The following is a 25,180-nucleotide window of genomic DNA, read 5'->3' as shown; positions in this document are numbered from 1 at the left end:
CGCTATGAACGCGCATTTGCAGCGGTCGGGGTGCGGCGGAATTGACTTTGAGGCAGCGCAGCGGAATTCTGCCGCAAAACCCGCGGCCGCAAGAAGTCGCGACCATGATGGCATGGGGCAGAGACATGAGCTATCGCGCACTATTTCCGGCCCTCGTGGCCCTTTCGCTGGCCGCCTGCGGCAACGGCACCAATCCCTTCGACGTGGACGACACGGGCACCGAGACGCCTTCTACATCGCGCGATGGTCTGCTACCGGGCACGACGAACCCGTCGGCCTCGGGCGCGATCCAGCGGTACGAGGACAGCACGGGCGGCGGCGGCGCGGGATCGGCGACCGGGTTCGAATACCGCAGCGCGTCGGACACGTTCTATGTCGACAACCTGCCCTTCGACGGCGACAACACCTACGCACGCAGCGCCCGCGTCTCGACGCTGGGCGGCGGGGCCTACCAGCTCTACGAAAGCGACGCGACCTACACGGATCCGACCACGGGCAACGTCGAGAACAACTTCGACTACCGCGCGATCTACGGCAAGAGCACCTCGGGTGGCAGCCAGTTCGCCATCGTGCGGTCGGGCGATTACGCGGGCTATGGCTTTGGCGGGTTCATCTATCAGCGCAACGCGCAGGACAACGCCGGCAACTCCACGGCGCTGGTGGTGCCGACCTGTACCGGCGACTGCACGGCGAGCTACTCCGGCGCCTATGCCGGCCTGCGGGTGTTCCAGGGCCGCGGCGGGATCGAATACGTCCAGGGCGACGCTTCGATGACGATCGACTTCGAGGATTTCAACGACGGCCAGGCGGGGGCGGTGCTCTATGTCCGCAACCGGCGGCTGTTCGATTCCAACGGCAACGACGTGACCGGGACCTACCTGACCGCGCTCGAAGCCCTGGACGCGACCACGACGATCACCAACACGGGTGGCGGCACGCGGCTGCCGAACATGGTCTCGACCACCTCGGCGGATACGGGCGACACGAATGGCGAGTTCACCAATACGATCGGATCGCAGATCAACAATTCGAACGGCACGGTGACGGCGCTCGATTCCGGGAACTACTACGCGATCCTGAGCGGTGCGGGCTCCGCGCAGGAAGTGGTGGGCGTGCTGGTGGTCGAATCCGCGGACCCGCGCGTCGAAGGCACCTTCGTGCAGGAAACCGGCGGCTTCATCCTTTACCGGAACTGACGCGATGCAGGCGCTCAGGCGCATCTGCACGGCCTTCTGGCTGACGGCCCTGCCCCTTGCGGCGGGGCCTCTGCATGCGGCGGGTCAGGAACTGACGCCGGACGAGATGCGCGCGGCGGCGGCGGCGATGGTCCAGAGCGGCCGGACGGAGACCGCGCTCGGGATGACGCAGGCGCTGCTGGGGCGCGATCCGGACGATGTGCAGGCGCTGCTGATCCGCTCTCGGGCGCTCAGGGACTCCGGGGACACGGGCGGCGCGCGCGACGCGGCACGTCGGGTTCTGGCGCTGGCGGACGGGGACCGTGCGCTGGTGCACGCGGCCTCGCTGGCGATGGCGCAGGCGTGGTCGACGGACGGGCACCGGACGCTGGCTCAGGTCTGGCTGCGCCGGGCCGCCGAGAATGCGCCGGACGAGGCCGCACGGGCGCAGGCGGAACGCGATTACCGCTACGTCCGCAGCCGCAATCGCTGGTCGACCCGACTGGCGTTCTCCGTCGCGCCGAAATCGAACGTGAACAACGGCTCGGTCCATGACAGCGCGCAGCTCTACGGCCTGCCCTTCCAGTTGGCCCTGCCCGGCGCCACGCAGGCTCTGTCGGGGCTGGAAATCGCGGGCGGCGGCACGTTGCGCTACCGGATGGCCGAGACGCGGACACGCGCGACCGATTTCGTCATCGCCGGCTGGCACCAGACCTACGTGCTGTCTGACGCGGCCAAGGCCAAGGCGCCCGGCAGCAAGGGCAGCGATTTCGCCACCACCACCCTGTCGCTGGGGCTGGATCACCGGTTCCTGCTGGAGAACGGCCGGTCCGAGGTGAGCCTTGGCGCACGGGCCGGACGTCATTGGCTGGGCGGCAGCCACTACGGCGACTTCGTGCGTGGGACGACCGGCCTGCGCTATCGGCTGGACCCTGCCCGGAGCATGACGGTGGGCCTTTCGGCGGAGCGCACCGGCGGGCCGCGGGCCCCGCATGCGACGGCGATCGAGGTGACGGCCAGTTTCAGCCAGCAGGTGCAGACGGGGCTGGTGCAACTGAGCATCGGCGCGATGGACAGCAGTTCCTCCATCGACGTTGCGGACTATCGCCAGATCAAGCTGGGCCTCGACTACGTGCACGGCCGCCCGGTTCTGGGCACCGAACTGCGCGCCGGGATCGACTGGCGGCTGCGCGACTACCCGGTGTCGAGCTTTGCCCCCGGCCAGGGACGCGAGGACACTGAGGTGTCGGGCTATGTCGACGTCGCCTTTCCGCAGGTCGACTACTACGGGTTCAACCCGACCGTCACGGTGCGGGCCAGCCGTCAGGACAGCTCGGTCGGGCTGTTCGACATCGACCGCCTTGGCGTTCAGCTCGGCTTCCGCTCGGCCTTCTGATCGTTCCGCTTTCGACAGCGGCCCCTCGACAGACGTCCCGCGTTCGCTATCCTCGGTCTGAACGGAGGTACCCGAATGACAATACGTTACCTGCACACCATGGTCCGCGTGAAGGATCTGGAAAAGAGCATGGCGTTCTATGAACTTCTCGGCCTGAAGGAGACGCGGCGCATCGACAGCGAACAGGGCCGCTTCTCGCTGATCTTCATGGCCCCGCCGGGACAGGAAGAGTGCCCGGTCGAACTGACCTACAACTGGGACGGGGACGAGGGGCTGCCCTCGGACAGCCGTCATTTCGGGCATCTGGCCTATTCGGTCGATGACATTTACGCGATGTGCGACCACCTGCAGAAGAACGGCGTGACCATCAACCGGCCGCCGCGCGACGGGCGGATGGCCTTCGTCCGCTCGCCCGACAACATCTCGGTCGAACTGCTGCAGGCGGGCGAGGCGCAGAAGCCGGCCGAGCCATGGGCCAGCATGGAAAACACCGGACATTGGTAAAGGCCGCGCGCATCCTCGCGGCGCTCGCTCTCGCCGCAGTGACGGCGGTGGCGACCGCCGCGGGGGCGCGTGCGGAGTGCCGGCTGGCGCTGGTTCTGGCGCTGGATGTCTCGTCTTCGGTGGACCAGCGGGAATACGACCTGCAGAAGCTGGGGCTGGCGACGGCGCTGAACTCGATCGAGGTGCGCACGGCGCTGCTGCACGGGATCGGCGGCCATGTGGAGCTGACGGTCTATGAATGGTCGGGCCGCTACCAGCAGGAAATCGTGCTGGAATGGACGCGGCTGGACACGCCCGCCGCCATCGACCACGCGGTATCGGTGATCGCGCAGGCGCAGCGCAGCCATTCGCGGTTTCCGACCGCCATCGGCTATGCGCTCGGATATGGCGCGATGCTGTTGCAGCGCGGACCCGCCTGCAAGCGGCAGGTGATCGACGTCTCGGGCGACGGGGTGAACAACGAAGGGTTCGGCCCGGATCTCGCCTATCGCAACTTTCCGATGAAGGACGTGACGGTGAACGGGCTGGTGATCCTCGGCGCGGATTCCGAGGTGCTGCCGTTCTACCGGCGCGAGGTGCGGCGCGGGCCCGGTGCCTTCGTGGAAACGGCACGCGGGTTCGAGGATTTCGCCGCCGCGATGACCCGCAAGCTGTGGCGCGAGTTGAACGACGTCATGGTCGGCGGCGACTATGCCCTGCCCGAGGACGGTCAGGGATGAAGCGGCTGGCGCTGGCCTCGGCGCTCTGGGCCGGTCTGTCGGGTGCGGCGGCGGCGGAGTGCAGGCTGGCGCTGGTGCTGGCGCTGGATGTGTCGGGATCGGTGGACGGGGTCGAATACCGGCTGCAACTTGACGGGCTGGCGGCGGCGCTGACCCATCCCGAGGTGGCGGCGGCGGCCTTTGCCGCGCCCGGCAACCCGGTGGCGATCTCGATCTTCGAGTGGTCCGGTCCCGCCGAACAGCGGGTGCTGGTGCCCTGGGTCGAGGTCGCGGGTCCCGCGGAACTGGCGGCGGCGGCCGACCGTCTGCGTGCGACGTCGCGGCGACCGGCGGAACCGTCGACGGCGATCGGGTCGGCGATGTTCTACGGCCAGGCGGTGCTGGGGTCCGCGCCGCCGTGCTGGCGTCAGGCGATCGACGTGTCGGGCGACGGCAAGTCGAACACCGGACCGCATCCCGGCGATGTCTTCGTCGCGCCGGGCGTCACGATCAACGCGCTGGCCATCGGCGGCGAACTGATGGATCCGGGCGAGCTGCGGCACGTGTCATTGGCCGAACTGTCGGCCTATTTCCGGGCCTACGTGATCCGGGGGCCGGAGGCTTTCGTCGAGACGGCCGCGAACTTCCGCGAGTTCGAAGACGCGATGATACGCAAGCTCAAGCGCGAGATGATGGTGCTGAACTTCTCGGCCCCCGGCACGCGCGCCCCGGATGCCGCCATGCCCGGTCAGCCGCCCGCAGGGGCCTCGGTCGTCCCGGCCTCGCGCCCCGCCCCGCGCCTGTCCCCCTGGAAACCCGGAGAGGCGGCCGAGGCGGAACCGGCGGGCAGACAACCGGGCGCGGCGCGGGCCCCTTCACCCCCGACCGGCGGCTGACGCATCCGCGCAGGCCGTCAGGGCGCACCGGCACCCGGTTTCAGTAGATGTAGCGGATCTGGTCGGTCCAGAACCGTTCCACCCGTTTGAGCGTCGTCGTCACCTCGTCCAGTGCCGACAGGCTGACGACGCCGCGTTCCTCCATCCCCTCGGCGTGGCGGGCAAAGAGCGCGGTGACCAGATCGCGGATTTCGCGGCCCCGCGTGGTCAGCCGGACGCGGACCGAACGGCGGTCGATCTCGCACCGCTGGTGGTGCATGTAGCCCATTTCGACCAGCTTCTTCAGGTTGTAGCTGACGTTCGAGCCCTGGTAGTAACCGCGCGATTTCAGCTCGCCCGCCGTCACCTCGTTGTCGCCGATGTTGAACAGCAGCAGCGCCTGGACCGCGTTGATGTCCAGCACGCCGACCCGTTCGAATTCATCCTTGATGACGTCCAGAAGCAGCCGGTGCAGCCGTTCCACCAGTGCCAGACTGTCGAGATATGTGGCCATGTAGCCAGAGCGCTGGCCGAGTGGCGCCGCCGCGTCATGAATGGTCATACCTGTCTCCGTCCGATACTGCTCGGGCGGGACAATCGCCGACAAGTCCCAAATTTCCGTTAAAAGCGTGAAGCCTCCGCGCGTTGCGTGGCGGTCAGTCGGTGTCGAGCCGGAATTTCAGGAAAGTCGCGCCGTCATAGTCGACGGTCCCGACCTGTCGCGCCCCCAGCCGGGCCAGCGCGCCGAGGTTGCGGCGGGACGGCGGCAGCAGGAAGGTCACGTAGGGGATGCGCGGGTCGGAGCGCGCGAAATCCAGCGCCCGCCGGGTGATCCGCTGGCCCGCTCCGAACCGGCCGGGGCGCAGGACAAGGCCATAGTCCCACTCTGCCCCCTCCTTCTGGAATCCGCCCCATCCGAGGTAGTCCGCACCGTCGAAGAAGGCCCAGTGACCCAGCCCGTCGCGGGCCCATGTCGCCTCTTTCATCGCGACGAAGGCGGTGCAGCGTGCCGCGTCCCATACACCGGAGGCGAGCGGCATGTGGGCGACGGTCCGGGCGTCGGACATATGCGCCGCGAGGTCCGCCGGGGCGACCTCGGTCAGGCGGGCAAAGCGCAGGGTTTCGTGCATCGGGCGTTTCCGGTTGTGGCCCTGACGGGCGCCGCATAGCGTGAACGGCGATTTACGGCCCCCGCGGGGCGGCAGGCAAGGAACAGGATCGTGCGCGCAGGGCTTTTGCGGACCAACCGTGACTTTCGCCTCATGTTCGGGGCGGCCAGCCTGTCGAACCTCGGCGACGGGATCGCCATGGTCGCGATCCCGTGGCTGGCGACGCTGCTGACGGACAGTCCGCTGCTGATCTCGGCGGTGGCGATGGCGCAACGGCTGCCGTGGTTCCTGTTCGCTCTGCCCGCCGGGGTCTGGACCGACCGGGCCGACCGCCGGGTGCTGATGATCCGGGCCGACATCGCGCGGGCGGGGCTGATGCTCTGCACCCTCGGGATGGTGCTGGGCGGCACGTCGGGCGGGCCCGCCGCCGTGCTGCCGCTGGCGCTGATCGCCTTCCTGCTGGGCACCGCAGAGGTGATCCGGGACAACGCGGCGCAGACGGTGCTGCCCTCGATCGTCCCCAAGGACGATCTGGAGGATGCCAACGGCCAGATGTGGAGCGCCGAGCAGGTCACCGGCCAGTTCATCGGCCCGCCGCTGGCCGGGCTGCTGATCGCGGCGGGGATCGCCCTGCCCTTCGGCCTCGACGCCGGGATATACGCCCTGACCGCGGCGATGATCTGGCTGATCGCCCTGCCCCCGCGCCGCGTGGTCGCCCACGCCCGCTTCTGGCCCGCCCTGCGCGAGGGTCTGGGCTGGATGATGCGGCACGCGACGATCCTGCGGCTGGCGGTGATGCTGGGCGCGATCAACGCGGTCTTCACCGGCGGGATGACGATCCTCGTCCTCTACGCGCAGGAGGTCCTGGAGCTGTCGGCCTCGTCCTATGGCCTGCTGCTGACCTTCGGCGCGGTCGGCGGGGTTCTGGGCGGCCTCGTCGCGCCCGCCCTGTCGCGCCGGATCGGGATGCGGCGCAGCCTGCTGGCGGCGCTGGCGGTCTTCACCCTGTCGAATGCGCTGATCGGCTTCTTCTCCGGCCTGCCGCTGGTGGCCCTGTCGCTGGCGCTGGAGGCGGCGGCGGGGATGCTGTGGAATGTGGTGACGGTCAGCTATCGGCAGCGGCTGATCCCGGACGACCTGCTGGGCCGGGTGAATTCGGCCTACCGGTTCTTCGGCTGGGGGGCGATGCCCTTCGGCGCGCTTGGCGCCGGGGCGCTGGTGACGGTGGTGGAGCCGTCGCTGGGCCGCGACGCGGCGCTGCACGCGCCCTACGTGCTGGCCACGGCGGTCTGCGCGGCACTGGTGGTCTATGCCGCCCTGCGTCTGCGCCCGGTCGACTGAACGCCCGGCCTCAGCCGGGCGTGGCGACCCGCGCGATATGGGCGATCATGCCCGCATAGCGATCCGGCGCGGGCTGCTGGCCCGTCACCCAGATCAGCAGGTCCTGATCGTTTTCCCACAACAGCGCGTCGTAGAGATCGAGTTCGGCCGCGGACAACCCGGCCAGTTCGGCATCCGCGTAGCGGGTCAGGAGAATGTCCATCTCCTTGATCCCGCGCCGCATCGACCGCATCCGCAGCCGCTTGATCCGGTCCTCGGGCGTCTCGCTCATGCCTCTTCCCGCACCGCGCGGCGCAGGCGCTTTTCCAGCCGCCCGATCTTCTCGGCCATCTGGGTCATCTGCCCGCGCATGTCCCGCATCTCGGTCAGGATGGCGGCGACCTCCCTGTCCTCGGGTTCGGCGGCAAAGCCGGTGACCCCGTCGCCCTCGCCCGTCAGCAGCCATGTGAGCGAGACGTTCAGCAGCCCTGCCATCATCTGCAGCTTGTTCGCGCGCGGTTCGTTCAGGTCGTCTTCCCAGCCCCGCAGGGTGGTCAGCCTGATCCCCAGCCGCCGCGACAGTTCGCTCTGGCTCAGCCCCGCCGCTTCACGCGCGCCGGCGATGCGGTCCCCGAACGTCGAGGTCTCGGGATCGAACCAGCCTGCGTCCATTTCGTCGGTCATCTCTGCCCTTTCCGCCGTTCGCGCTTGAACGGCCCTGACCCTCTATCTATGACAGAGCCGCACGGATCTCAAACCAAAGGCCCCGGCCATGTCGTTCCTCTCCGACACGCTTGCGCGTGTTAAGCCGTCCCCGACCATCGCAATGACCAACCTCGCGGCTGACCTGAAGGCGCAGGGCAAGGACGTCATCGCGCTCTCTGCCGGTGAGCCGGACTTTGACACCCCCGACAACATCAAGGCTGCGGCGATTGCGGCAATCAATGAGGGGAAAACGAAGTACACGCAGGTGGACGGGATCCCCGAACTCAAGGCCGCCGTCTGCGCCAAGCTGAAACGCGACAACGGGCTCGACTACACGCCCGCGCAGGTGACCGTGGGCACCGGCGGCAAGCAGGTGCTCTACAACGCGCTGATGGCGACGCTGAACCCCGGCGACGAGGTGGTGATCCCCGCGCCCTACTGGGTCAGCTATCCCGACATGGTAAAGCTGGCGGGCGGCGAGCCGGTGATCGCCGAGGCGTCGATCCAGACGAACTACAAGCTGACGCCCGACCAGCTGGAGGCCGCGATCACGCCAAAGACCAAGTGGCTGATCTTCAACTCGCCCTCCAACCCGACCGGCGCGGGCTACACCTGGGATGAGTTGAAGGCGCTGACCGACGTGCTGATGCGGCACCCCCATGTCTGGGTGATGACCGACGACATGTACGAACACCTGGCATATGACGGGTTCGAGTTCTGCACCCCCGCGCAGGTGGAACCGGGGCTCTATGACCGGACGCTGACGGTGAACGGCGTGTCCAAGGCCTATGCGATGACCGGCTGGCGGATCGGCTATGCCGCAGGCCCCGAGGCGCTGATCGGCGCGATCCGCAAGATCCAGTCGCAGTCGACCTCGAACCCCTCGTCCATCGGACAATGGGCGGCGGTCGAGGCGCTGAACGGGCCGCAGGATTTCATTGCGCCCAACAACGCGCTGTTCAAGCGGCGGCGCGATCTGGTCGTGTCGATGCTGAACGAGATCGAGGGAATGACCTGCCCGGTGCCCGAGGGGGCGTTCTACGTCTATCCCTCGATCGGCGGACTGATCGGCAAGACCTCGGCCGGGGGCAAGAAGATCGACAACGACGAGGATTTCGCGACGGCGCTGCTGGAGGAGACCGGGGTCGCCGTGGTGTTCGGCGCGGCCTTCGGCCTGAGCCCGAACTTCCGGATTTCCTACGCGACCTCCGACGAGGAACTGACGGACGCCTGCACGCGGATCCAGACCTTCTGCGCGGGGCTGAGCTGATCCGGTGACCGGGGGCGGCAAGAGCGACAGCGATCTGCGCATCACGGCGAACCTGCCCGCACGCGACTTCGACGCGACCGAGGCGTTCTACGGGCGGCTCGGTTTCGCCACCGCCTTCAAGGACGAGGGCTGGATGATCCTGACGCTCGGCGCGACCTCGGTGGAGTTCTTTCCCCATCCCGAGGTGGACAAGCGGACAAGCTGGTTCTCGGCCTGCCTGCGGACCCGCGACCTCGAAGCGCTCTACGAGACGTTCCGGGCGGCGGGACTGCCGGAGGACACGACCTCGATCCCCCGACTGACTGGCATCTTCCGCCCCGGTGCGCGCGCACCGCGCATGTTCGCGCTGGTGGACGAGGACGGCAGCCTCTGGCGCTGCATCGACGAAACGAGCCTTGAGCAGGAGACGCCATGAGCACCGAACTCCCTCCGTATTTCTTCCGCGTCCGCGACAACGGCGCGCTGGTGTTCCGGGTCGAGGCCGCCGATCGCATGCGCCGGATCGAGATGGAGCAGATCGCCACCGTCAACATCCGCAACGGCGAGATCAAGCCGAACGGCGACCGCGCGCTGTCGGACGAGGACGTGACGGCGATCAAGGAATGGATGCAGGAACGCATCCTGCTGCTGGCCGAGCGGGACATCGACGACATCCTGCGCACCGTGGATCACCTGAACACCACCGCCCACTGGGCGCAGGCGCGGGCGACCGAGGAACAGCTGGAACTGGTCGAGGACGCTCTGCTGCTGGCGATGCACGACCTGCGGACCGTACTGGTGCGCAAGAAGGCCGAGCGGATGATGCGCGAACGCGGGATGGCCTGAGACGGCTCAGACCGCGTCCGGGATCGCCCGCGGCAGCACGTGCCGCCAGAACCGGATCATCATCGTGACCCCCGCCGCCCCCAGCCCGGCGGCCAGCCCCAGCCACAGCCCGACCCCGCCCCAACCGGCCACGAATGCCAGCAGATAGCCGCAGGGCAGCCCGATCACCCAGTAGCTGACCGCCGCCAGCACCATCGGCACCCGCGTGTCCTTGGCCCCGCGCAGCAGGCCGAGCGCCATGACCTGCGCCGCATCCGCTGTCTGGAACAGTGCCCCCGCCACCAGCAGGTAACGGCCCGCCGCGATCACCTCGTCCCGGACCGGGTCATTGGGGTCGACGAACAGGCCGATCAACCACCCTGGAATGGCGAGGAAGAAGGCCACCGTCACCAGCGCGAAGACCCCGGACAGCATGACCGCCGCCACCGCCCCGTCACGCAGCCCTTGGCGGTCGCCGCGTCCGATGGCCCGCCCCGCGCGGATCGTGGCGGTATTCGCCAGCCCCAGATGCACCATGAAGGTCAGCGAGACGATCTGGATGGCGATCCCGTGCGCGGCCAGCGGCAAGGTCCCGATCCAGCCCATCATCAGGGCCGAGGCGGCGAACAGTCCGACCTCGGACAGCGTCGTCAGCCCGATCGGCCAGCCGAGACGGAAGATGGTGCCGAACGCCTCCCAGTCGGCGCGCCAGAAACGGCGGAACAGCTCCTGCTCGGGCAGGGTCCGCTGGATGTAGAGCACCAGCCCGCCAAGCGACACGACCTGTACGATGATCGACGAGATCGCTGCGCCGCGCACGCCGAGTTCGGGCACGCCGTAGTTGCCGAAGATGAAGACGTGGTTGCCGAGCGCGTTCACCCCGACCGCCAGCAGCGTGATCCAGAACACCACCCGCGTCCGCTCCAGCGCCGACAGGAAGCTCTTCAGCACCATGACGCCGAGCGCCGGAAAGATGCCCCAGCCGTAGATGGCCAGGTAGTCGCCCGCCATCGCGGCCAGCTTGGGGTTCTGCCCCAGCAGCAGCATCACCTGTTCCGCCATCAGCAGCACCGGCAGGACCGCCAGCGCATAGAGGATGGTCAGCCACAGGCTCATCCGGGTCATCCGGCGCGCGGTGGTGGTGTCGCCACGGCCCTCGGCCTCGGCCACCAGCGGCGTTACAGCCCAGGCGAAACCGCAGCCCGCGATGAACAGGATGAAGAACAGGGTCGAGCCCAGCACGACACCCGCCAGCGCCTCGACGTCGTACCAGCCCAGCATGATCGTATCGACGACCTGCACGCCGACCTGCGCGATCTGGCTGCCGACCAGCGGCAGGCCCAGCGACAGGATCGCGCGGGCGTGTGTGCGATATGCTGAAAAATTGGTCATGCCCGGCCATTACTGTCGGCCCGCGCCCGCGGCAAGATCGCCCGCGCTACGCCTGGGCGCACAGATCGCGCGCCGCTCTGCGCGTCAGACCAGCGGCAGCAGCAGCGACAGGGCGACGGTGGCGATCAGCAGGCCCGCGCCCGCCTCGATCAGCGCGCCCGCGCGGGCGATGCCCCGGCCCGAACCGGCCTGCCCGAACCGACCGAGCGCCGCACCGCGCAGCAGGACCGCCAGCACGGCGACGACGACCGTCACGCTCGCGGTGCCCAGCGACATCGCCATCGTGCCCGCGATGCCGACGGGAAAGATGTCCATCCCGCGGGTGATGACCAGCAGGAACAGCGCGCCGGTGCAGGGGCGGATGGCGATGGCCGCGATCAGCGCCGCGCCTTCGCGCAGGCTGGTAATCCGCGCGGCCTCCTCCGCCGTCGGTCCGTGGCGGTGGCCGCAGTCGCAGTCGGCGTCGTCGTGGTGATGATGATGCGCGTGGTCGTGGCCCCGCGCCACCGGACGCGCCAGCCGCCACAGCCGCCGGGTCGCGCGCAGCACCAGCCACAGACCGATCAGCGCGATCGCACCCCACGAGGCGGGGGCGAACATCGTCTCGGCGGCGTCCGTCATCTCGGTCCGGGTCAGGCCGAACAGCCAGAAGCCAAGCCAGACCAGCAGCACCGCGCTCAGCCCCTGCCCGAGGCTGGACAGCAGCGCCAGCACCGCCAGCCGCAGCGCGGTGCCGCGCCCGGCCAGACCCATGCCGCCGACCAGCACTTTGCCATGGCCCGGCCCCGCCGCGTGGAAGAACCCGTAGGCGAAGCACAGGCCAAGCAGCGCCGACAGCGCGCCCGCCTGCCCCGCCTTCAGCCCGCGCAGCCCGCCCGCCATGGCGTTCTGCACCTCGCGCTGGCCCTCGGCCGCCCAGACCGACAGGCGGGCCATGCCGCCGAAGCCGAAGAGCCAGACCGCCGCACCGGCGACCAGCAGCAGCGGCAGGACGGCCAGCACCGCGCCGGGGCCGGCCGCGCGCGCGGGATGATGCGCGTGATCGCTCATGACCCCGCCTCGCAGGTCAGTGTGACGGTATCGGCAAAGGCATCCCCCACCTCGGGGAAATCGTCGGTATCGGCGGCTTCGGAGCCGAGTTCCTTCGCCAGACGCGCCTGCGCGGCCTCCACATCGGCCTTTTCGATGGCCACGGTGCAGCCGGCGGGCGCATGGACGCCCCCGGTCAGGTCATAGGCGGTGTAAAAGGTCGGATCGTAGGCCCGGATCGACAACTCGCGCGGGGCGGTCGCGGCGAAGGGGCGGAAATGACGGGTTTCGATCCGCCCGCCGTCGACCGTCGTGGAGATGGGTTCGGGCGGGCCGAAAGCCAGACGGCCATCCGAACCCGAGGCATAGAGATCGCCCTCGAACCCTTCGATCCAGTGCATGTCGAAGCGCTGGATCTCGGCCAGTTCCGGCGCGGTCAGAACGCCGTCGTAATCGGGGTCGAGGCCCATGTCCTCGAAGATCAGCAGCGAGTAGAGCTCGTCGTATTTCCACGTCACCTCGATGCCGACCGGCAGGCCGGAGGCATCGACCCGGACCGACAGCGCGGTGTCGACGAAGATATGCGGATGCGCAAGCGCCACGGGGGCCGCCAGCGACAGCGCCGTGGCACACAGGGTCAGGACGGGGCGGCGGAGCATGCGCATGCGCCGGTTCTATCCGGGCGCCGACGCCGTGAAAAGCGGTCGGATGCCCCCCTGTCGCCGGTTGCACACGGAATGACCGGAGTCAGGCGGGAATCCGCCCCCGTGCCGACCTGCGCGTCGAATGCTGCACCGCGTCGTGACTCAACCTGAACCTGCGGCATAAGGTCACAAAATCGTGCGCCTGCCCAACAAGACGCACGACAACGGGAGGAACTGCATGAAAACGTTGATGAAACCGGCCCTGGCCGGACTGGCCGCGCTATGCCTGTCGACCGGCGGCGCGCTTGCGGGCAGCCATGCCGACATGAGCTGGACCGAAAGCCCCTACGGGCCGGATGACGAAATCGGCGCGGCGAACAAGCTGACGCCGGAGCTGGCCAAGGCCGCCGCCGGGCTGGTGACCGAGGGCAAAACCTATTCGCTGGGCCTGACGCTGGACAACACGGTGCCCGCCTTTGCGCCGCGGTCCATGTCGATCGCGATTCTCCAGCCGGGCCAGGTGAACAGCCCCGGCCTCGGGCCGACGAACACGACCTACAACGACGACATCTTCATGGGCTGGCTCGGCATCGGCAGCCAGATCGACGGGCTTGGGCACATCGGGGTGGATCACGTTTACTACAACGGCCACAACGACAAGGATTTCGTCATGGGTGACGGGATGACCAAGCTGGGCATCGAGAAGGTCCCGCCGATCGTCGCCCGCGGTGTCCTGCTGAACATGGCCAAGTTCTACGGCAAGGACATCCTCGACGAAGGCACCGCCTACACGCGCGAGGACATCACCGCCGCGGCAGAGCAGCAGGGTGTCGAGATCCGAGACGGCGACGTGGTGCTGTTCCATTCCGGCTGGCTGGACCTGCTCAAGGAGGAAACCCGCGACGCCAAACGCTACGGCTCGGTCGAGCCGGGGCTGGGCAAGACCGGGGCGGAATACCTCGTCGAGAAGGGCGTGATCGCCATCGGCGCGGACACCTGGGGGCTGGAAGCCGTGCCCTTCGAGGAAGGCGTCGGTGTCTTCGAGGTGCACCAGATCCTGCTGGCCAAGAACGGCATCTACATCCTCGAGAACATGGTGACCGAGGAGATGGCCGCCGACGGGGTGACGGAATTCATGTTCGTGCTGGGCCAGGCCAAGGTGCGTGGCGCGGTGCAGATGATCATCAATCCGGTGGCGATCCGCTAGAAGACCGGCACCGGCGGAGCGGGCGGGTCTGGCCGACGTCCGCCCGCTCCATTTTCCGGGTAGGTCGACACTCGGGGCGAGACCGGGCGGCAGCCTGCGAATCCGGTGCCGGGAAAGGGCCGGAGCAAGGCAGGACAGACCGATCCGCCTTCTCGGGAAAGAAATTTCGTTCTGATTTGATGTAGATAGCACGCGCCTGACGACTGCATCAAAAAAGCAATCGTTGATTTGCATTTTTTGCAGATTCTCGCTGCAGCGCGTCGTGACAAGGGCGAATCCGACAGCATAAAGTCGCCAGACCTAGCGGCAGCATAACCAGAAAGCCGCAGGGATCGGGGAGTGTCCCACCACCAGTTCTGCAGCACCCGGCCCCGGCCGGACCGGTCATGTACGGACCGCGCTCAGTTCCGGCCGTCTGAGCGGCCGGGTGGAGGATGCCACGACCGTTGCGCTGCCTGGCTCCCGGATGGGGCGGTGAGCCGGCGGCGACACCCGATCCGGCGGCGATCCGGCAGGAGGCTACGGAGCGCAGCCGGGGGACGGGCGGGCCTCATCCCGGTCCGCTCGTCCCAACCGAAGACCAGCCTCCAGTCCCCGGAGCCTTCGGGCTTCGGGGACAATCCATCGCGGCGCGCCTGGCGGGCAGCCGGGTTGGGGGCTCTGCCCCCGTCGGCCTGCGGCCGCCTCCCCCGAGGTATTTGGAACCAGAAGAAGCAGGGGACCGGCGCGCCGGGTCAGCGTGTGCGGCGCTGGTCGGGGTGGAGCGCGGTGCCGAGGATGTGTTCCGAGCTGTGCACCACGTGCTGCGCGGTCGAGACGATCAGCGGATCGGGCCCGTGCACCAGCCGGCGGTCCTTGCCGGGATAGTCGAGCCCGCCCAGGAAATGGAGCATGCAGTTCAGCCGGGCGCGTTTCTTGTCGTCGGACTTGATGACCGTCCAGGGCGCATCGGCCGTGTCGGTGTAGAAGAACATCGCCTCTTTCGCCTCGGTGTAGTCATCCCACTTGTCGAGGCTGGCCTTGTCGATCGGGCTGAGCTTCCACTGTTTCAGCGGGTCGGTTTCGCGCGACAGGAACCGGGCGCGCTGTTCGGCCTGCGTGACCGAGAACCAGTACTTGTAGAGCCTGATGCCGGACCGGGTCAGCATCCGCTCAAGTTCCGGCGTCTGGCGCATGAATTCGAGATAGTCGTTCGGCTCGCAGAACCCCATCACCCGCTCCACCCCGGCACGGTTGTACCATGACCGGTCGTAGAGCACGATTTCCCCCGCCGTCGGCAGGTGTTCGATGTAGCGCTGGAAGAACCACTGGCCCTTCTCCTGCTCGGTCGGCTTGTTCAGGGCGACGACGCGCGCGGTGCGGGGGTTCAGGTGTTCGGTGAAGCGCTTGATCGTGCCGCCCTTGCCCGCCGCGTCGCGGCCCTCGAACAGCAGGACGAACTTCTGCCCGGTCTCCTGCGCCCAGAGCTGGACCTTCAGCAGTTCCGCCTGCAGCCGCGCCTTCTGCCGCTCGTAGGTGCGGCGGGACAGGCGTTCCTCGTAGGGATAGTCGCCGTTCTCGAACGCCCGGCGCAGGGTGTCGACCGTGGCCGGGGCCTGGGTCGCGGTGTCCGGGGCCGCAGCGGCCGGGGGCGGCGGCGTGTCCGAGACCGCGCCGGTCGCGGCGTCGGTGAGGGGTGCGGCGAGGTCCTGGGGAGGCATGGGCACTGTCCTTGGCTGTTTTTGGTTTGCGTCAGTATCCCACACCCGCCCGTCCCGCGCCTTGATCCGTCGCAAGGTCATGCCAAGAGGCTGGGCATAAGATCATTCACCCAAGTGGTTGACTGAAGCGCGAGAATCGGATTATTCACCCTTATGGATGAACGAGAAGACACAGAAAGACTGACGGAGATACTCAAGGCGGCGTCCGACCCGACCCGGCGCGAGATCCTGACCATCCTCGTGCAGGAGGGTCCGTTGCGCGTCACCACGCTCGCCGCGCGGTTCGACATCAGCCTCAACTCGGTCTCCAAGCACATCAAGGCGCTGGAACGGGCCGGGCTCGTTACACGCCACACGGACTGGCGCGAGCACCTCATCGCGCCGGAAATGGGGCCCCTGCGGCTGATCGACGAATGGTTCGCTCAGCTTCGGTCGGCCTGGGATCTGCGGCTGGATGCCCTGGCCGACATCATCAACAAGGATACGGACGAATGACCCTCGAACTCGCTCTCAAGGTTTCCCGCACCATCCCCGCCGCGCCGGACAAGGTGTTCGACGCATGGCTCGATCCGCAGGTCATGCAGCGCTTCATGTGCCCCGGCGCGCAGCGCGCCCTGCGGGTGTCCAATGACCCCCGCGTCGGCGGCCGGTTCGACATCCTGATGGTCGGATCGGACGGCAAGGAGATCCCGCACTGGGGCGAATATCGCGAAATCTCAAGGCCCTCGCGACTGGTCTTCACCTGGAACTCGCCCCATGCGGAGCCGGACAGCGTGGTCGAGCTGACCTTTGCGCGCGACGGCGCGGGCACGCTGGTGACGCTGGTCCACGACCGCTTCCCGTCCGAAGGATCGCGCAACGGGCACGAGCAGGGCTGGACCGGGATACTCGAAAAACTGGACGCGGTCTTCGCCTGACCGAACCGGGCGCGTGGCCCCTCCGCGCGCCCTGCCCCGCCCGTCACCGGGCGGGGTCCGGCCGGCCGGCAGAGATGATCCTTGTGAGAATCCTCCACAGCCCCTATGTAGGTCGGGCGAACCCTCTTCTTTCGACCTTCTGTTTCCTAGCGGCTCCAGTTGATCTTACGACGACAGTGAGCCGGGCCATCGCGTTCTGTGGATGGCATTCATAAAAGGAAACATCACGATGGCTAATGGCACCGTGAAATGGTTCAACGCCCAGAAGGGCTTTGGCTTCATCGCTCCCGAACATGGCTCGAAGGACATCTTCGTGCACATCTCCGCAGTCGAACGTGCGGGCCTTCAGCGGCTCGAAGACGGCCAGGCCGTGACCTTCGACGTGGAAGCGGGCCGCGACGGCCGCGAATCCGCAACGAACCTCGCCCTGGCCTAAGGCCAGGGACGGTCAGCGGGACCGGACGGACGGGATCGTCCCGTCCTCCCGGCGCGCCCGGACACCGGGCGCGCCTGCGCTGACACCCCAGAACTGGAACATGACTTGATCGAACTCGACTGGGGGCATTCGATGACCCTCGTCCTTTCCGATGCTGGCGACACCAAACGGATCACCACCATCGAACAGGCCCATCACTGGCTGAAACGGAAATGGCCGGTGGCCGACCGCGCGCGTGAAACGGCGCTCGTCCAGGTGGAGGCCGCAATGGAATGCCTCGTCTCCGTGACGTCTGCGCGCAAAGCCTTCCGCCTCGCCGCCGACAGCGCCGGTTTCGCACCGCGCATCGCAAGCGCCGCGACCTGACGGCGCGCCAGCCCCGCCCTCCGGGGCACAACCCCGAAAAGGTCTGCCCAATGGTCCGCCCCACCAAGGAAACACTCCTGTCCCAGCCCGTTCCGACGGCGAACAACGCCACCGACCGGATGGACAAGACCACCCGCCTCGCCTGGGAAATCGTCGACGCCGAGCAGGAGGAGCACAAGAACAAGACCGCCCGCCTGCGCAAGGCGCGCCTGGAACGCGAGGACTCTGCTGCGGATACGGCGGAGGCCGAGGCCGCGCCCAAGAAGACCCGCAAGCCCAAGGCAAAGTGACGGCGCGCCGCGCCGCGCTGCACAGACCGGTTTCCCCCCTGCCACCGGCGCGTTAGGCTCCTCTCGCAACGGGAGGAGACCACGATGCGCGAACGGACCGTCAGCCTGAACGGACAGGATTTCCACATCCGCGAATGGGGCGACCCGTCGCTGCCGCCGCTGCTGATGCTGCACGGCTTTCCCGAATACGGCGGCGCGTGGGAGGAACTGGCCGGCGCCCTGTCCCACCGGTTCCGCTGTGTCGCCCCCGACCAGCGCGGCTATGGCCAGAGCTGGTGCCCTGAGGGGGTCGAGAACTACACCGTGCCGGAACTGGTGTCCGACATGGTGGCGCTGGTCGGTGACCTCGGCGGCCGCGCCACGCTGCTCGGCCACGACTGGGGCGCCTCGGTCGCCTACAACCTCGCGCAGCGGCATCCGGAGCTGTTCGACCGGCTGATCATCCTGAACGGCGTCCACACCGGGCCATTCCGCAGGGCGCTGGCGAAGGGCGGTGCGCAGACGCAGGCCTCGCAATACATCTCATGGCTCCAGCGCGAGGGGTCTGACGAGAAGCTGATGGAGAACGACTTCGCAAAGCTGCTCGTCCTCTTCGGCGACACGATGGACATGGCCTGGTTCACGCCCGAAAAGCGCGAAGCGTATTTCAAAGAATGGTCCCGCCCCGGCCGGATGAAGGCGATGGTGAACTGGTATCGCGCCTCGCAGCTGATGCGCGACCGCGCCGGGCCGCAGCCGGACGCCGATCCGAAAACCGACCCCCGCCGCGTCACCATTCCGCACCTGCTGATCTGGGGCATGGGCGACACCGCGCTGCTGCCCGAGGCGACCGAGGGGCTGGAGGACTGGTGCGATGACCTGACCCGAGTGGAGTTTCCCGACGCCGACCACTGGATCGAGCATCAGAAACCGCAGGAGGTGGCCGGGACCATCCTCTCATGGATCGACCGGTAGGCGCGATGGCCGACAGTTTCGCCGGTTTCATCCCCTCGGCCCGCGCCTTCCTGACCCGCCTCCGGGCAGAGAACACGCGCGACTGGTTCACCGCGCACAAGGCGGAATACGACGAGACGATCCGCCGCCCCGCCCTGCTGCTGCTCGAAACCATGCAGCCCGAACTGGAACGGATCACGGGAACCAGCGTCAGCCAGAAGCTCTTCCGCCCGCAGCGTGACATCCGGTTCTCGGCGGACAGGACGCCCTACAAGGACCATTGCCACATGCTCTGGCACGCGCCGTCGGGAACGGAGGTCGGCTATTACTTCGGCATCTCGCCCGATTACGTGCGGATCGGTGCCGGGGTGATGGGTTTCGAGAAAAAGGCGCTCGACCGGTGGCGCAGGCTGGTGGACAGCGACGACGGCGCGGAGATTGCCGACGCCCTCGCCGCGCTCCGCGCCGCGGGCTGCGACCTCTCCGAACCGGAGCGCGCCCGCGTCCCCGCCCCCTACGACCGCGACCACCCGCGCGGCGACCTCCTGCGACGCAAATCGCTCACCGTCTGGCGGGACGCCGACCTGCCGGTGTCGGACCTGCCGGCCACGCTCGCCACCGCCTTTGCGGAATTCGCACCTCTCTGCACCCGGCTCGCCGCCGTGGCCTAGGCCGACAGCCGTTTGCGCGCGTCCTCGCGGTTGCCGGTCGCCGGGACCAGGTCGCCTGCGCGGCCCAGCCCCTGCCGCGGCATCCCGGAATAGACCGCCTCGTACTGCCCGGCCTTCACGAGAAAGGTCTCGTGCCAGATCCCGACATCACCGCGCGAGCCTTTCATTCGGCGGTTGAAGTCGACCCAGGCCGGCCAGTGCGCCGCCTCGGGCGACCGGGCGTAGCGCTCCAGATGCTCGAAGCTCCGCCAGTATTGCACGATCGTGCCGAACATCCCCGTGTGTCCCAGGAACCCGGTCTCCTCGCGCGGGGCACGTTCCAGTTCGTTCAGCATGCGCGGCATCGCCATCATCACGGGCAGCCATTTCGCCGGTTTCCAAATCCGGTTGATCCGCATCCCGATCAGGAAGACGACGAAGTCGCCCTCGATCTCCGCCGCCATGCGTTCATCAATCACCGCCATCGCGCTCCCCCCTTCCAGCCGACCCCGCCACGCAGGTCGGCGGAAAGCAAACCATGCACCGGGGAACCGATCAAGCGCCGCGCGGGCCGGTCACATCCGGCTGGGCAGATGCGGCGTGTCCACCGTCCGCACCATGTGACGCGCCAGCTGGTCGACCGAGGTGCAGCCGAGATAGCTGATCGTCCGGCTCATCTCGGCCTCCAGTATCCCGATCGCATGCCGCGCACCGGCTTCGCCCCCTGCCGTGATCCCCCACAGCGTCGGCCGCCCCACCAGAACCATGTCCGCGCCGAGCGCCAGGCCCTTCACGATGTCGCTGCCCCGCCGGAACGCGCTGTCGACGATGACCGTGGTCCGCGACCCGACCGCGTCCACGATCTCGGGCAGGACCGTGATCGGCGCCATCGAACTGTCGAAGTTCCGCCCCCCGTGGTTCGACACGATCACCGCGTCACAGCCCGCCTCCAGCGCGCGCTCGGCGTCCGTGGCGGTAAGCACGCCCTTCAGCATCAGCTTGCCCGGCCACATCTCGCGCAGGCGCTTGAGGTCCTCCCACGACACGCTGTCGTTCTTGCGCACGCGCGAGGTCGTGGTGGGCCGCGTGATGCTCTCGGTCTCGCCCTCGGGGTAGTTCGCGCGGGTCGGCAGGCCGCCGTCCCTGACGTAGCGCATCAGCACGCCCGCGAACCAGCGCGGGTGCAGCAGCACCTGTGCGGTGTTGCGCCGGGTGTAGCGGAAGGGCAGCTCGAACCCGTTGCGGACATTGTATTCCCGGTTCGTCGGCACCGGCCCGTCGACGGTGACCACCAGTGCCTCGAAGCCCGCGTTCTTCGCCCGCTCCACCAGCTTCAGCGACAGCGCGAGGTCCGACCAGATGTAGAGCTGGAACCACAGCGTCCCGCCCACGTCCCGCGCGATCTCCTCCATGCTGGTCAGCGACCCGGTCGCCAGCGTGAAGGGTATCCCCGCCGCCTTGGCCGCCCGCGCCAGCTCCAGCTCGCCCTTGTACCACAACAATCCCGCCGCCCCGGTCGGCGCGATGCCGATCGGCAGCCGGTGCCGCTGGCCCAGCACCTCGGTCGACAGGTCGCGGGCCGAGACATCGACCAGCACCTGCGTGTCCAGCTTCAGCCGCTCGAAGGCCGCGCGGTTGTTCCTGAGCGCCACCTCGTCCTCGGTCCCCCGGTCGACGAACTCGAACAGCCAGCGCGGCAGCCGCCGCCGCGCGATCTCGCGCAGTTCGTGGATGTTCAGGGCGTCGGGTGGTCTGGTCATCGGGCGCGCTCCCACTTCGGGCCAGCCTTTGGCCTCGTCGGATGCTAGTGGCACCCGCCCGGCCCAGCCAAACCCCGGCACGCAATCGCTCAGGATGTGGCGCGTGCCCTCCGCCCCGCGCCGGTCCCCCGCTTCTTCTGGTTCCAAATACCTCCGCCGGAGGCAGGGCACCGTCCGGCCTCGATGGCCGGGCGGAGCCCTTCCCCGCGCGACGTCGCCAGACGGCGCAATCCCGGCAGGTCAGCGCCTAGCGGCAGTAGGACCCGCTGCGATACCGTGCCGTGTCGAGATGGAAATGATCCTTGTGGAACCGGTCCGAATTCGGCCCCAGAACCGTCCCGAAGGGCCCGCAGGCCGTGCGGTGGAGGTTGCGCAGGATCTGGCCCTTGGTCCCGTTGCCCCAGTCCTTCAGCACCGAAATCTCGGTCCCGTCCCGCAGGCGGAAGGCCGAGATGTCGATCGCGCGGCCCTTGCCGTGTTCGGAAATCCGCGCGCCCTTCTGGTTGTTGCGCCCGCGGCAGGCGTAATGGGCGGCGACCCGCAACTGCGCCACCCCGCCGCCATGGCGCCCGACCGAGGGCCGGAGCCCCGAGTCGACCCAGGCCCGCAGCGTCTGAGCGGTCTTGCAATCCATCACCGCATGCGTCGACAGGCCAATACCGGCCACCGACTGGATCCGCACCGCATCGACCACACCGCAGCCCTTCAGCGTGCCGGCCACCTTGCCGACCGCCACGCCCTGTATCTCCGGATCGCCGCAGACCGAGCCCTGCCGCCGCGCCGCGCCCTGTCGCCGGGCCTTGTCGTCCACAGCGGGCGAACGCTGTTTCGGACGCAGCAGGGCCAGCAGACCGCGCGGCTTCGGCTCCGCCTCGGGCTTCACCCCCAGCGTTTCGGGGGTGATGGCCCGCGCCGTCTGCGGCCGGGCAGGCTCCGCGGCCCGCGGCTCTGCCGCCGGCGCGGGTTCCGGTGCAGGCGCGGGCGCAGGTGCCGCCGTGACATCCAGATCGCGCGGCCGCGACACCGGGCGCAGCGACCGGTCCAGCCCGGCCTGTTCCCTGACCCCGGCGTCAGACTCCGGCACGGCATCCCCGCGCCCGGACTCCGCGCCGCTTTGCCCGGCCCCGGCCAGCACAGCCGGGCGGGCACCGGGCCGCAACGGGGGCGCACCTTCCGTGACGACGACCGCAGGTTCAGGCATCGGATCGGGTTCTGCCTCGGGCACCGGCTCGGGGTCCGGCGCCGTCTCAGCCCCGGTGCCGGCGAGGCTTTCCACCGCCGCGACGTCCGACAGGGCCCTGCCCCGCGCGGTGAGTTCCAGCACCGTGATCGTCGCCACCGCCGCCGCAGCCCCTTCGGACCCGGCATCCTCGACCACATCGGACTCCGCAGCGTCTGGCGTCACGGCCGGAGCCGTGGCCACGCGCGCCACGGGCCGCAGGGACTGTTCCGGCGCCTTGGCCGCGACAGGCCCGGCTGCAAGCGCCAGCGCCAATATCGCGGCCAGCCGCGTCACGCGCGGCCCCCGATCCGTCCGAAGTCGGGCTTGTCCGTGTCCTGCCCGGCCTGAACGATCCCGCGCCGGATCGCGCGGGTGTGGGTGAAATAGTCGAACAGCAGGTCGCCGTCCCCGGTCCGGATCGCCCGCTGCAGCGCGAACAGTTCCTCGGTGAAGCGCCCGAGGATCTCCAGCGCCGCGTCCTTGTTGGACAGGAACACGTCGCGCCACATGGTCGGGTCCGACGCCGCGATCCGGGTGAAATCCCGGAAGCCCGCCGCCGAGAACTTGATGACCTCCTGGTCCGAGACGCGCCGCAGGTCGTCGGCCACGCCCACCATCGTGTAGGCGATCAGGTGCGGCACGTGGCTGACCACCGCGCAGACCAGATCGTGGTGCCCCACCTCCATCCGCTCGGTGTTCGCGCCGAGCGCCTGCCAATAGGCCTCCACCGCCGCGACTGCCGCCTCGTCCGCATCCCCCGGCACCACGAGGCACCAGCGGTTGTCGAAGAGCTCGGCAAAGCCGGATTCGGGCCCCGAATGCTCGGTCCCCGCCATCGGGTGGGTCGGCACGAAATGCACGCCCTCGGGGATATGCGGCCCGACCGCGTCGATCACCGACTGCTTGACCGACCCCACGTCGATCACCGTCGCCCCCGGCTTGAGATGCGGCGCGATCGCCTCGGCCACCGGCCCCATGGCCCCGACCGGCACGCAGAGCACCACCAGATCGGCGCCCTCCACGGCCTCTTCCGCGCTGTCGAAAACCCGGTCGCACAGCCCGATCCGGCGCGCCGTCTCGCGCGTGGCCTCGGACCGCGCATAGCCCGTCACCTCGCCAGCGACGCCGCCGCGCTTCATCGCCCAGAACATCGAGGACGCGATCAGCCCCAGCCCGATCAGGGCCACACGCCCGTAAACCTGCGCCATCAGCGCACTCCCTTCTGCTGGCCGATCACGTGGATCACGCGGCGGCAGGCGGATTCGTCGCCCACCGTGATCCGCAACGCCTCGGGAAAGCCATAGCCCCCGACCCGGCGCACGATGATCCCCTCAGCCTTGAGCGCGGCATCCACCGTCGCCGCCTCGTCCGCATCCGCGAACCGTGCCAGCACGAAATTCGCATGACTTTCGTCGCACCCGACGCCCATCTGCACCAGAGCGTTGCGCAACCAGTCCCGCCAGCGGGCGTTTTCCTGCCGACACCGGCGCGTGAACGCGACGTCCCTGACCGCCGCCTCGGCCGCGGCCATCTGCGGCTCGGACAGGTTGAACGGCTGGCGCAGGCGGTTCAGCACATCGATCACCTCGCGACGCGCATAGCCCCAGCCGATACGGAGCCCGCCGAGGCCGTGAATCTTGGAAAACGTGCGCGTCATGATGACGTTCGGATGCGCCTCGACCAGACCGGCCCCGCCGTCGAAGCCCTCGACGAATTCCGCATAGGCCCCGTCATGCACGAGAAACGCGCGCCCCTCCAGCGCCGTGGCCAGCCGCGACAGGTCCGCCTCGTCCACCATCGTGCCCGTCGGGTTGGCGGGGTTGGCGATGAACACGATCCGCGTCCGCTCCGTCACGGCGGCGAGGATCTTGTCCACGTCCACCCGCCGCTCGGTCTCGTCCACCGTCACCGGCACGGCGCCGACCGCGCGGGCGAGGATCGGGTACATCGAGAAGCCGTGCGCCGTGGTGATCACCTCGTCCCCCGGCCCGGCGTAGGCCTGCGCGATGAACTGCAGCACCTCGTCCGAGCCGACGCCGCAGATGATCCGGTCCGGGTCCAGCCCGTGGATCTCGCCGATCGCCCGGCGCAGGGGGGCGTGGTCGGTGTTGGGATAGCGGTGCAGGTTCGTGACCGCGCGCTGAAACGCCTCGCGCGCATGGTCGGAGAAGCCATAGGGGTTTTCGTTCGACGACAGCTTGAGCACGTCGGAACGGCCCGCGATACCGCTCTCGCCCGAGACGTAGAGCGCGATGTCCATGATGCCCGGCTGCGGCGCGATCTGGTCAGACATTTGTGGTTCCCCAAGGTGTTGCCCCCTCATAGCGAAGCGATCCGCCTTAGGCCATAGCCCGTGCCACCCCCCTGCACGCCGCCGGATTGTCCGCCCCGCGCCGGTTTTCGTCCGCCCGGCGCAAGCGCGACAGGTCCCGCCCGCGCCATTCTGCCTCCTGTGCAAACCACGAGGACCCCATGTATATCGCCATCGTCACCTTTCCCGTCGCCCCCGCCGACCGGCCCCGCGCCACCGCGCTCTTGGCCCGTGACGCCGCCGAGGCGCGTGCGATGCCCGGCAACCTGTCCTTCGACGTCCTGACCGCCGCCGCCGCCGAGGACAGTGTCACCGTCCTGCACCGCTGGCAGGACAAGTCGGGCCTGGCCGCCTACCTCGCCTCGCCCGCCTTCGCCCGGATCGGCGCGGAGGTCCGGCCCTTGATGACCGGCGCGCCCGTCTCGCTGCGGCTGATCGCGGAGGACGACGAGACCCTGACAGGCTGA

Annotated in this window: 31 protein-coding genes; 18 read left to right on the top strand and 13 right to left on the bottom strand. The window is 68.6% G+C overall.

All coding sequences use genetic code 11. The annotated features are described in order from the left end of the window. Positions 1-125: 125 nt before the first annotated feature. The 5 genes from ATO6_RS08645 (at position 126) to ATO6_RS08625 (ending at position 4,669) form a co-directional block, all read left to right on the top strand. The gene (locus ATO6_RS08645; protein ID WP_141101955.1) at positions 126-1,196 is read left to right on the top strand and encodes a hypothetical protein; all 1,071 of its coding nucleotides are present in this window, start codon (positions 126-128) and stop codon (positions 1,194-1,196) included. A 4-nt stretch (positions 1,197-1,200) separates the two neighbouring features. Next, positions 1,201-2,571, top strand: a complete 1,371-nt coding sequence (locus ATO6_RS08640) for a tetratricopeptide repeat protein (RefSeq protein ID WP_088623587.1) — start codon at positions 1,201-1,203, stop codon at positions 2,569-2,571. Between the two features lie 75 nt (positions 2,572-2,646). Further along, positions 2,647-3,075 carry a VOC family protein gene (locus tag ATO6_RS08635; RefSeq protein ID WP_088623586.1) on the top strand — a complete coding sequence of 143 codons (429 nt, stop codon included), beginning with the start codon at positions 2,647-2,649 and terminating at the stop codon, positions 3,073-3,075. After that, positions 3,042-3,794, top strand: a complete 753-nt coding sequence (locus ATO6_RS08630) for a DUF1194 domain-containing protein (RefSeq protein ID WP_088623585.1) — start codon at positions 3,042-3,044, stop codon at positions 3,792-3,794. The genes ATO6_RS08635 and ATO6_RS08630 overlap by 34 nt, the downstream gene beginning before the upstream one ends. Beyond that, entirely contained in the window at positions 3,791-4,669 is an 879-nt protein-coding gene (locus tag ATO6_RS08625; RefSeq protein ID WP_088623584.1) for a DUF1194 domain-containing protein, read from the top strand. Before ATO6_RS08630 ends, ATO6_RS08625 begins: the two co-directional genes overlap by 4 nt. Before the next feature lie 40 nt (positions 4,670-4,709). Here the strand turns inward: ATO6_RS08625 and ATO6_RS08620 are convergent, their stop codons facing one another. Both ATO6_RS08620 and ATO6_RS08615 read right to left on the bottom strand, forming a co-directional pair. Continuing rightward, entirely contained in the window at positions 4,710-5,210 is a 501-nt protein-coding gene (locus ATO6_RS08620; RefSeq protein WP_088623583.1) for a winged helix DNA-binding protein, read from the bottom strand. Between the two features lie 94 nt (positions 5,211-5,304). Beyond that, a complete protein-coding gene (locus ATO6_RS08615; RefSeq protein WP_088623582.1) occupies positions 5,305-5,778 on the bottom strand; it encodes a GNAT family N-acetyltransferase in 474 nt (157 codons plus the stop codon). Between the two features lie 90 nt (positions 5,779-5,868). On the opposite strand from ATO6_RS08615, the gene ATO6_RS08610 reads away from it, so the two are divergent. Continuing rightward, on the top strand, positions 5,869-7,098 hold the full coding sequence (locus ATO6_RS08610) for an MFS transporter (protein WP_088623581.1): 1,230 nt from the start codon (positions 5,869-5,871) through the stop codon (positions 7,096-7,098). Positions 7,099-7,108: 10 nt separating this feature from the next. On the opposite strand, the gene ATO6_RS08605 is transcribed toward ATO6_RS08610, so the two are convergent. Together ATO6_RS08605 and ATO6_RS08600 are read right to left on the bottom strand one after the other, a co-directional pair. After that, positions 7,109-7,369: a succinate dehydrogenase assembly factor 2 gene (locus ATO6_RS08605; protein WP_088623580.1), complete on the bottom strand. Its 261-nt coding sequence runs from the start codon at positions 7,367-7,369 to the stop codon at positions 7,109-7,111. Further along, complete coding sequence (locus tag ATO6_RS08600; protein WP_088623579.1) at positions 7,366-7,761, bottom strand: helix-turn-helix transcriptional regulator; 396 nt, start codon at positions 7,759-7,761, stop codon at positions 7,366-7,368. The genes ATO6_RS08605 and ATO6_RS08600 overlap by 4 nt, the downstream gene beginning before the upstream one ends. Before the next feature lie 88 nt (positions 7,762-7,849). Here ATO6_RS08600 and ATO6_RS08595 point away from each other — a divergent pair, with 88 nt between their 5' ends. Genes ATO6_RS08595 through ATO6_RS08585 form a run of 3 tightly spaced genes read left to right on the top strand, consistent with a single transcriptional unit; the run spans position 7,850 to position 9,877 of the window. Next, the gene (locus ATO6_RS08595; RefSeq protein WP_088623578.1) at positions 7,850-9,052 is read left to right on the top strand and encodes a pyridoxal phosphate-dependent aminotransferase; all 1,203 of its coding nucleotides are present in this window, start codon (positions 7,850-7,852) and stop codon (positions 9,050-9,052) included. A 4-nt stretch (positions 9,053-9,056) separates the two neighbouring features. Then, positions 9,057-9,467 (top strand): bleomycin resistance protein, encoded by a 411-nt coding sequence (locus ATO6_RS08590; protein WP_217898990.1) that lies wholly within the window; start codon positions 9,057-9,059, stop codon positions 9,465-9,467. Next, positions 9,464-9,877, top strand: coding sequence for a hypothetical protein (locus ATO6_RS08585; protein ID WP_088623577.1), 414 nt, complete (start codon positions 9,464-9,466; stop codon positions 9,875-9,877). The genes ATO6_RS08590 and ATO6_RS08585 overlap by 4 nt, the downstream gene beginning before the upstream one ends. Positions 9,878-9,883: 6 nt before the next feature. Here the strand turns inward: ATO6_RS08585 and ATO6_RS08580 are convergent, their stop codons facing one another. The 3 genes from ATO6_RS08580 to ATO6_RS08570 form a co-directional block, all read right to left on the bottom strand. Then, positions 9,884-11,248, bottom strand: coding sequence for an MATE family efflux transporter (locus ATO6_RS08580; protein WP_088623576.1), 1,365 nt, complete (start codon positions 11,246-11,248; stop codon positions 9,884-9,886). An 84-nt stretch (positions 11,249-11,332) separates the two neighbouring features. Then, complete coding sequence (locus ATO6_RS08575; protein WP_088623575.1) at positions 11,333-12,298, bottom strand: nickel/cobalt transporter; 966 nt, start codon at positions 12,296-12,298, stop codon at positions 11,333-11,335. Then, entirely contained in the window at positions 12,295-12,942 is a 648-nt protein-coding gene (locus ATO6_RS08570) for a DUF1007 family protein (RefSeq protein WP_254919098.1), read from the bottom strand. The genes ATO6_RS08575 and ATO6_RS08570 overlap by 4 nt, the downstream gene beginning before the upstream one ends. A 217-nt stretch (positions 12,943-13,159) precedes the next feature. Here ATO6_RS08570 and ATO6_RS08565 point away from each other — a divergent pair, with 217 nt between their 5' ends. Further along, on the top strand, positions 13,160-14,128 hold the full coding sequence (locus ATO6_RS08565; protein WP_176440871.1) for a cyclase family protein: 969 nt from the start codon (positions 13,160-13,162) through the stop codon (positions 14,126-14,128). Positions 14,129-14,862: 734 nt separating this feature from the next. Here the strand turns inward: ATO6_RS08565 and ppk2 are convergent. Continuing rightward, the gene (gene ppk2, locus ATO6_RS08560; RefSeq protein ID WP_088623573.1) at positions 14,863-15,828 is read right to left on the bottom strand and encodes a polyphosphate kinase 2; all 966 of its coding nucleotides are present in this window, start codon (positions 15,826-15,828) and stop codon (positions 14,863-14,865) included. Between the two features lie 153 nt (positions 15,829-15,981). Here ppk2 and ATO6_RS08555 point away from each other — a divergent pair, with 153 nt between their 5' ends. The 7 genes from ATO6_RS08555 to ATO6_RS08525 all read left to right on the top strand — a co-directional run bounded on the left by ATO6_RS08555 (position 15,982) and on the right by ATO6_RS08525 (position 19,441). Then, positions 15,982-16,323, top strand: a complete 342-nt coding sequence (locus ATO6_RS08555) for a helix-turn-helix transcriptional regulator (RefSeq protein ID WP_088623572.1) — start codon at positions 15,982-15,984, stop codon at positions 16,321-16,323. Then, the gene (locus ATO6_RS08550; protein WP_088623571.1) at positions 16,320-16,745 is read left to right on the top strand and encodes an SRPBCC domain-containing protein; all 426 of its coding nucleotides are present in this window, start codon (positions 16,320-16,322) and stop codon (positions 16,743-16,745) included. Before ATO6_RS08555 ends, ATO6_RS08550 begins: the two co-directional genes overlap by 4 nt. A gap of 229 nt (positions 16,746-16,974) precedes the next feature. Then, entirely contained in the window at positions 16,975-17,181 is a 207-nt protein-coding gene (locus ATO6_RS08545; RefSeq protein ID WP_088623570.1) for a cold-shock protein, read from the top strand. Positions 17,182-17,286: 105 nt separating this feature from the next. Further along, a complete protein-coding gene (locus ATO6_RS08540; RefSeq protein ID WP_369597063.1) occupies positions 17,287-17,547 on the top strand; it encodes a DUF982 domain-containing protein in 261 nt (86 codons plus the stop codon). 50 nt (positions 17,548-17,597) lie between these two features. Next, positions 17,598-17,837: a hypothetical protein gene (locus tag ATO6_RS08535; RefSeq protein WP_088623569.1), complete on the top strand. Its 240-nt coding sequence runs from the start codon at positions 17,598-17,600 to the stop codon at positions 17,835-17,837. A gap of 84 nt (positions 17,838-17,921) precedes the next feature. Then, positions 17,922-18,791, top strand: coding sequence for an alpha/beta fold hydrolase (locus tag ATO6_RS08530; protein WP_088623568.1), 870 nt, complete (start codon positions 17,922-17,924; stop codon positions 18,789-18,791). Continuing rightward, positions 18,776-19,441 (top strand): DUF2461 domain-containing protein, encoded by a 666-nt coding sequence (locus ATO6_RS08525; protein ID WP_088623567.1) that lies wholly within the window; start codon positions 18,776-18,778, stop codon positions 19,439-19,441. The genes ATO6_RS08530 and ATO6_RS08525 overlap by 16 nt, the downstream gene beginning before the upstream one ends. Here ATO6_RS08525 and ATO6_RS08520 read toward each other — a convergent pair. From ATO6_RS08520 to hisC, 5 genes are all read right to left on the bottom strand, one after another. Then, positions 19,438-19,905 (bottom strand): DUF4188 domain-containing protein, encoded by a 468-nt coding sequence (locus ATO6_RS08520; RefSeq protein WP_088623566.1) that lies wholly within the window; start codon positions 19,903-19,905, stop codon positions 19,438-19,440. The genes ATO6_RS08525 and ATO6_RS08520 overlap by 4 nt on opposite strands. Positions 19,906-19,995: 90 nt before the next feature. After that, complete coding sequence (locus tag ATO6_RS08515; protein ID WP_088623565.1) at positions 19,996-21,180, bottom strand: alpha-hydroxy acid oxidase; 1,185 nt, start codon at positions 21,178-21,180, stop codon at positions 19,996-19,998. A gap of 247 nt (positions 21,181-21,427) precedes the next feature. After that, positions 21,428-22,696: an extensin family protein gene (locus tag ATO6_RS08510; RefSeq protein ID WP_369597062.1), complete on the bottom strand. Its 1,269-nt coding sequence runs from the start codon at positions 22,694-22,696 to the stop codon at positions 21,428-21,430. Further along, the gene (locus ATO6_RS08505) at positions 22,693-23,610 is read right to left on the bottom strand and encodes a prephenate/arogenate dehydrogenase family protein (RefSeq protein ID WP_088623564.1); all 918 of its coding nucleotides are present in this window, start codon (positions 23,608-23,610) and stop codon (positions 22,693-22,695) included. Before ATO6_RS08505 ends, ATO6_RS08510 begins: the two co-directional genes overlap by 4 nt. Next, positions 23,610-24,695, bottom strand: coding sequence for a histidinol-phosphate transaminase (gene hisC / locus ATO6_RS08500; RefSeq protein WP_088623563.1), 1,086 nt, complete (start codon positions 24,693-24,695; stop codon positions 23,610-23,612). Before hisC ends, ATO6_RS08505 begins: the two co-directional genes overlap by 1 nt. A 179-nt stretch (positions 24,696-24,874) precedes the next feature. Between hisC and ATO6_RS08495 the strand changes: the two genes are divergently transcribed. Next, positions 24,875-25,180 (top strand): putative quinol monooxygenase, encoded by a 306-nt coding sequence (locus ATO6_RS08495; RefSeq protein WP_088623562.1) that lies wholly within the window; start codon positions 24,875-24,877, stop codon positions 25,178-25,180.

Origin of the sequence: Oceanicola sp. 22II-s10i, from assembly GCF_002210105.1 — a bacterium.
In the GTDB taxonomy this organism is placed as follows: Bacteria; Pseudomonadota; Alphaproteobacteria; order Rhodobacterales; family Rhodobacteraceae; genus Pseudooceanicola.
The sequence above is the reverse complement of the archived record's forward strand: the minus strand, read 5'-3'. Positions and strand labels throughout refer to the sequence as shown.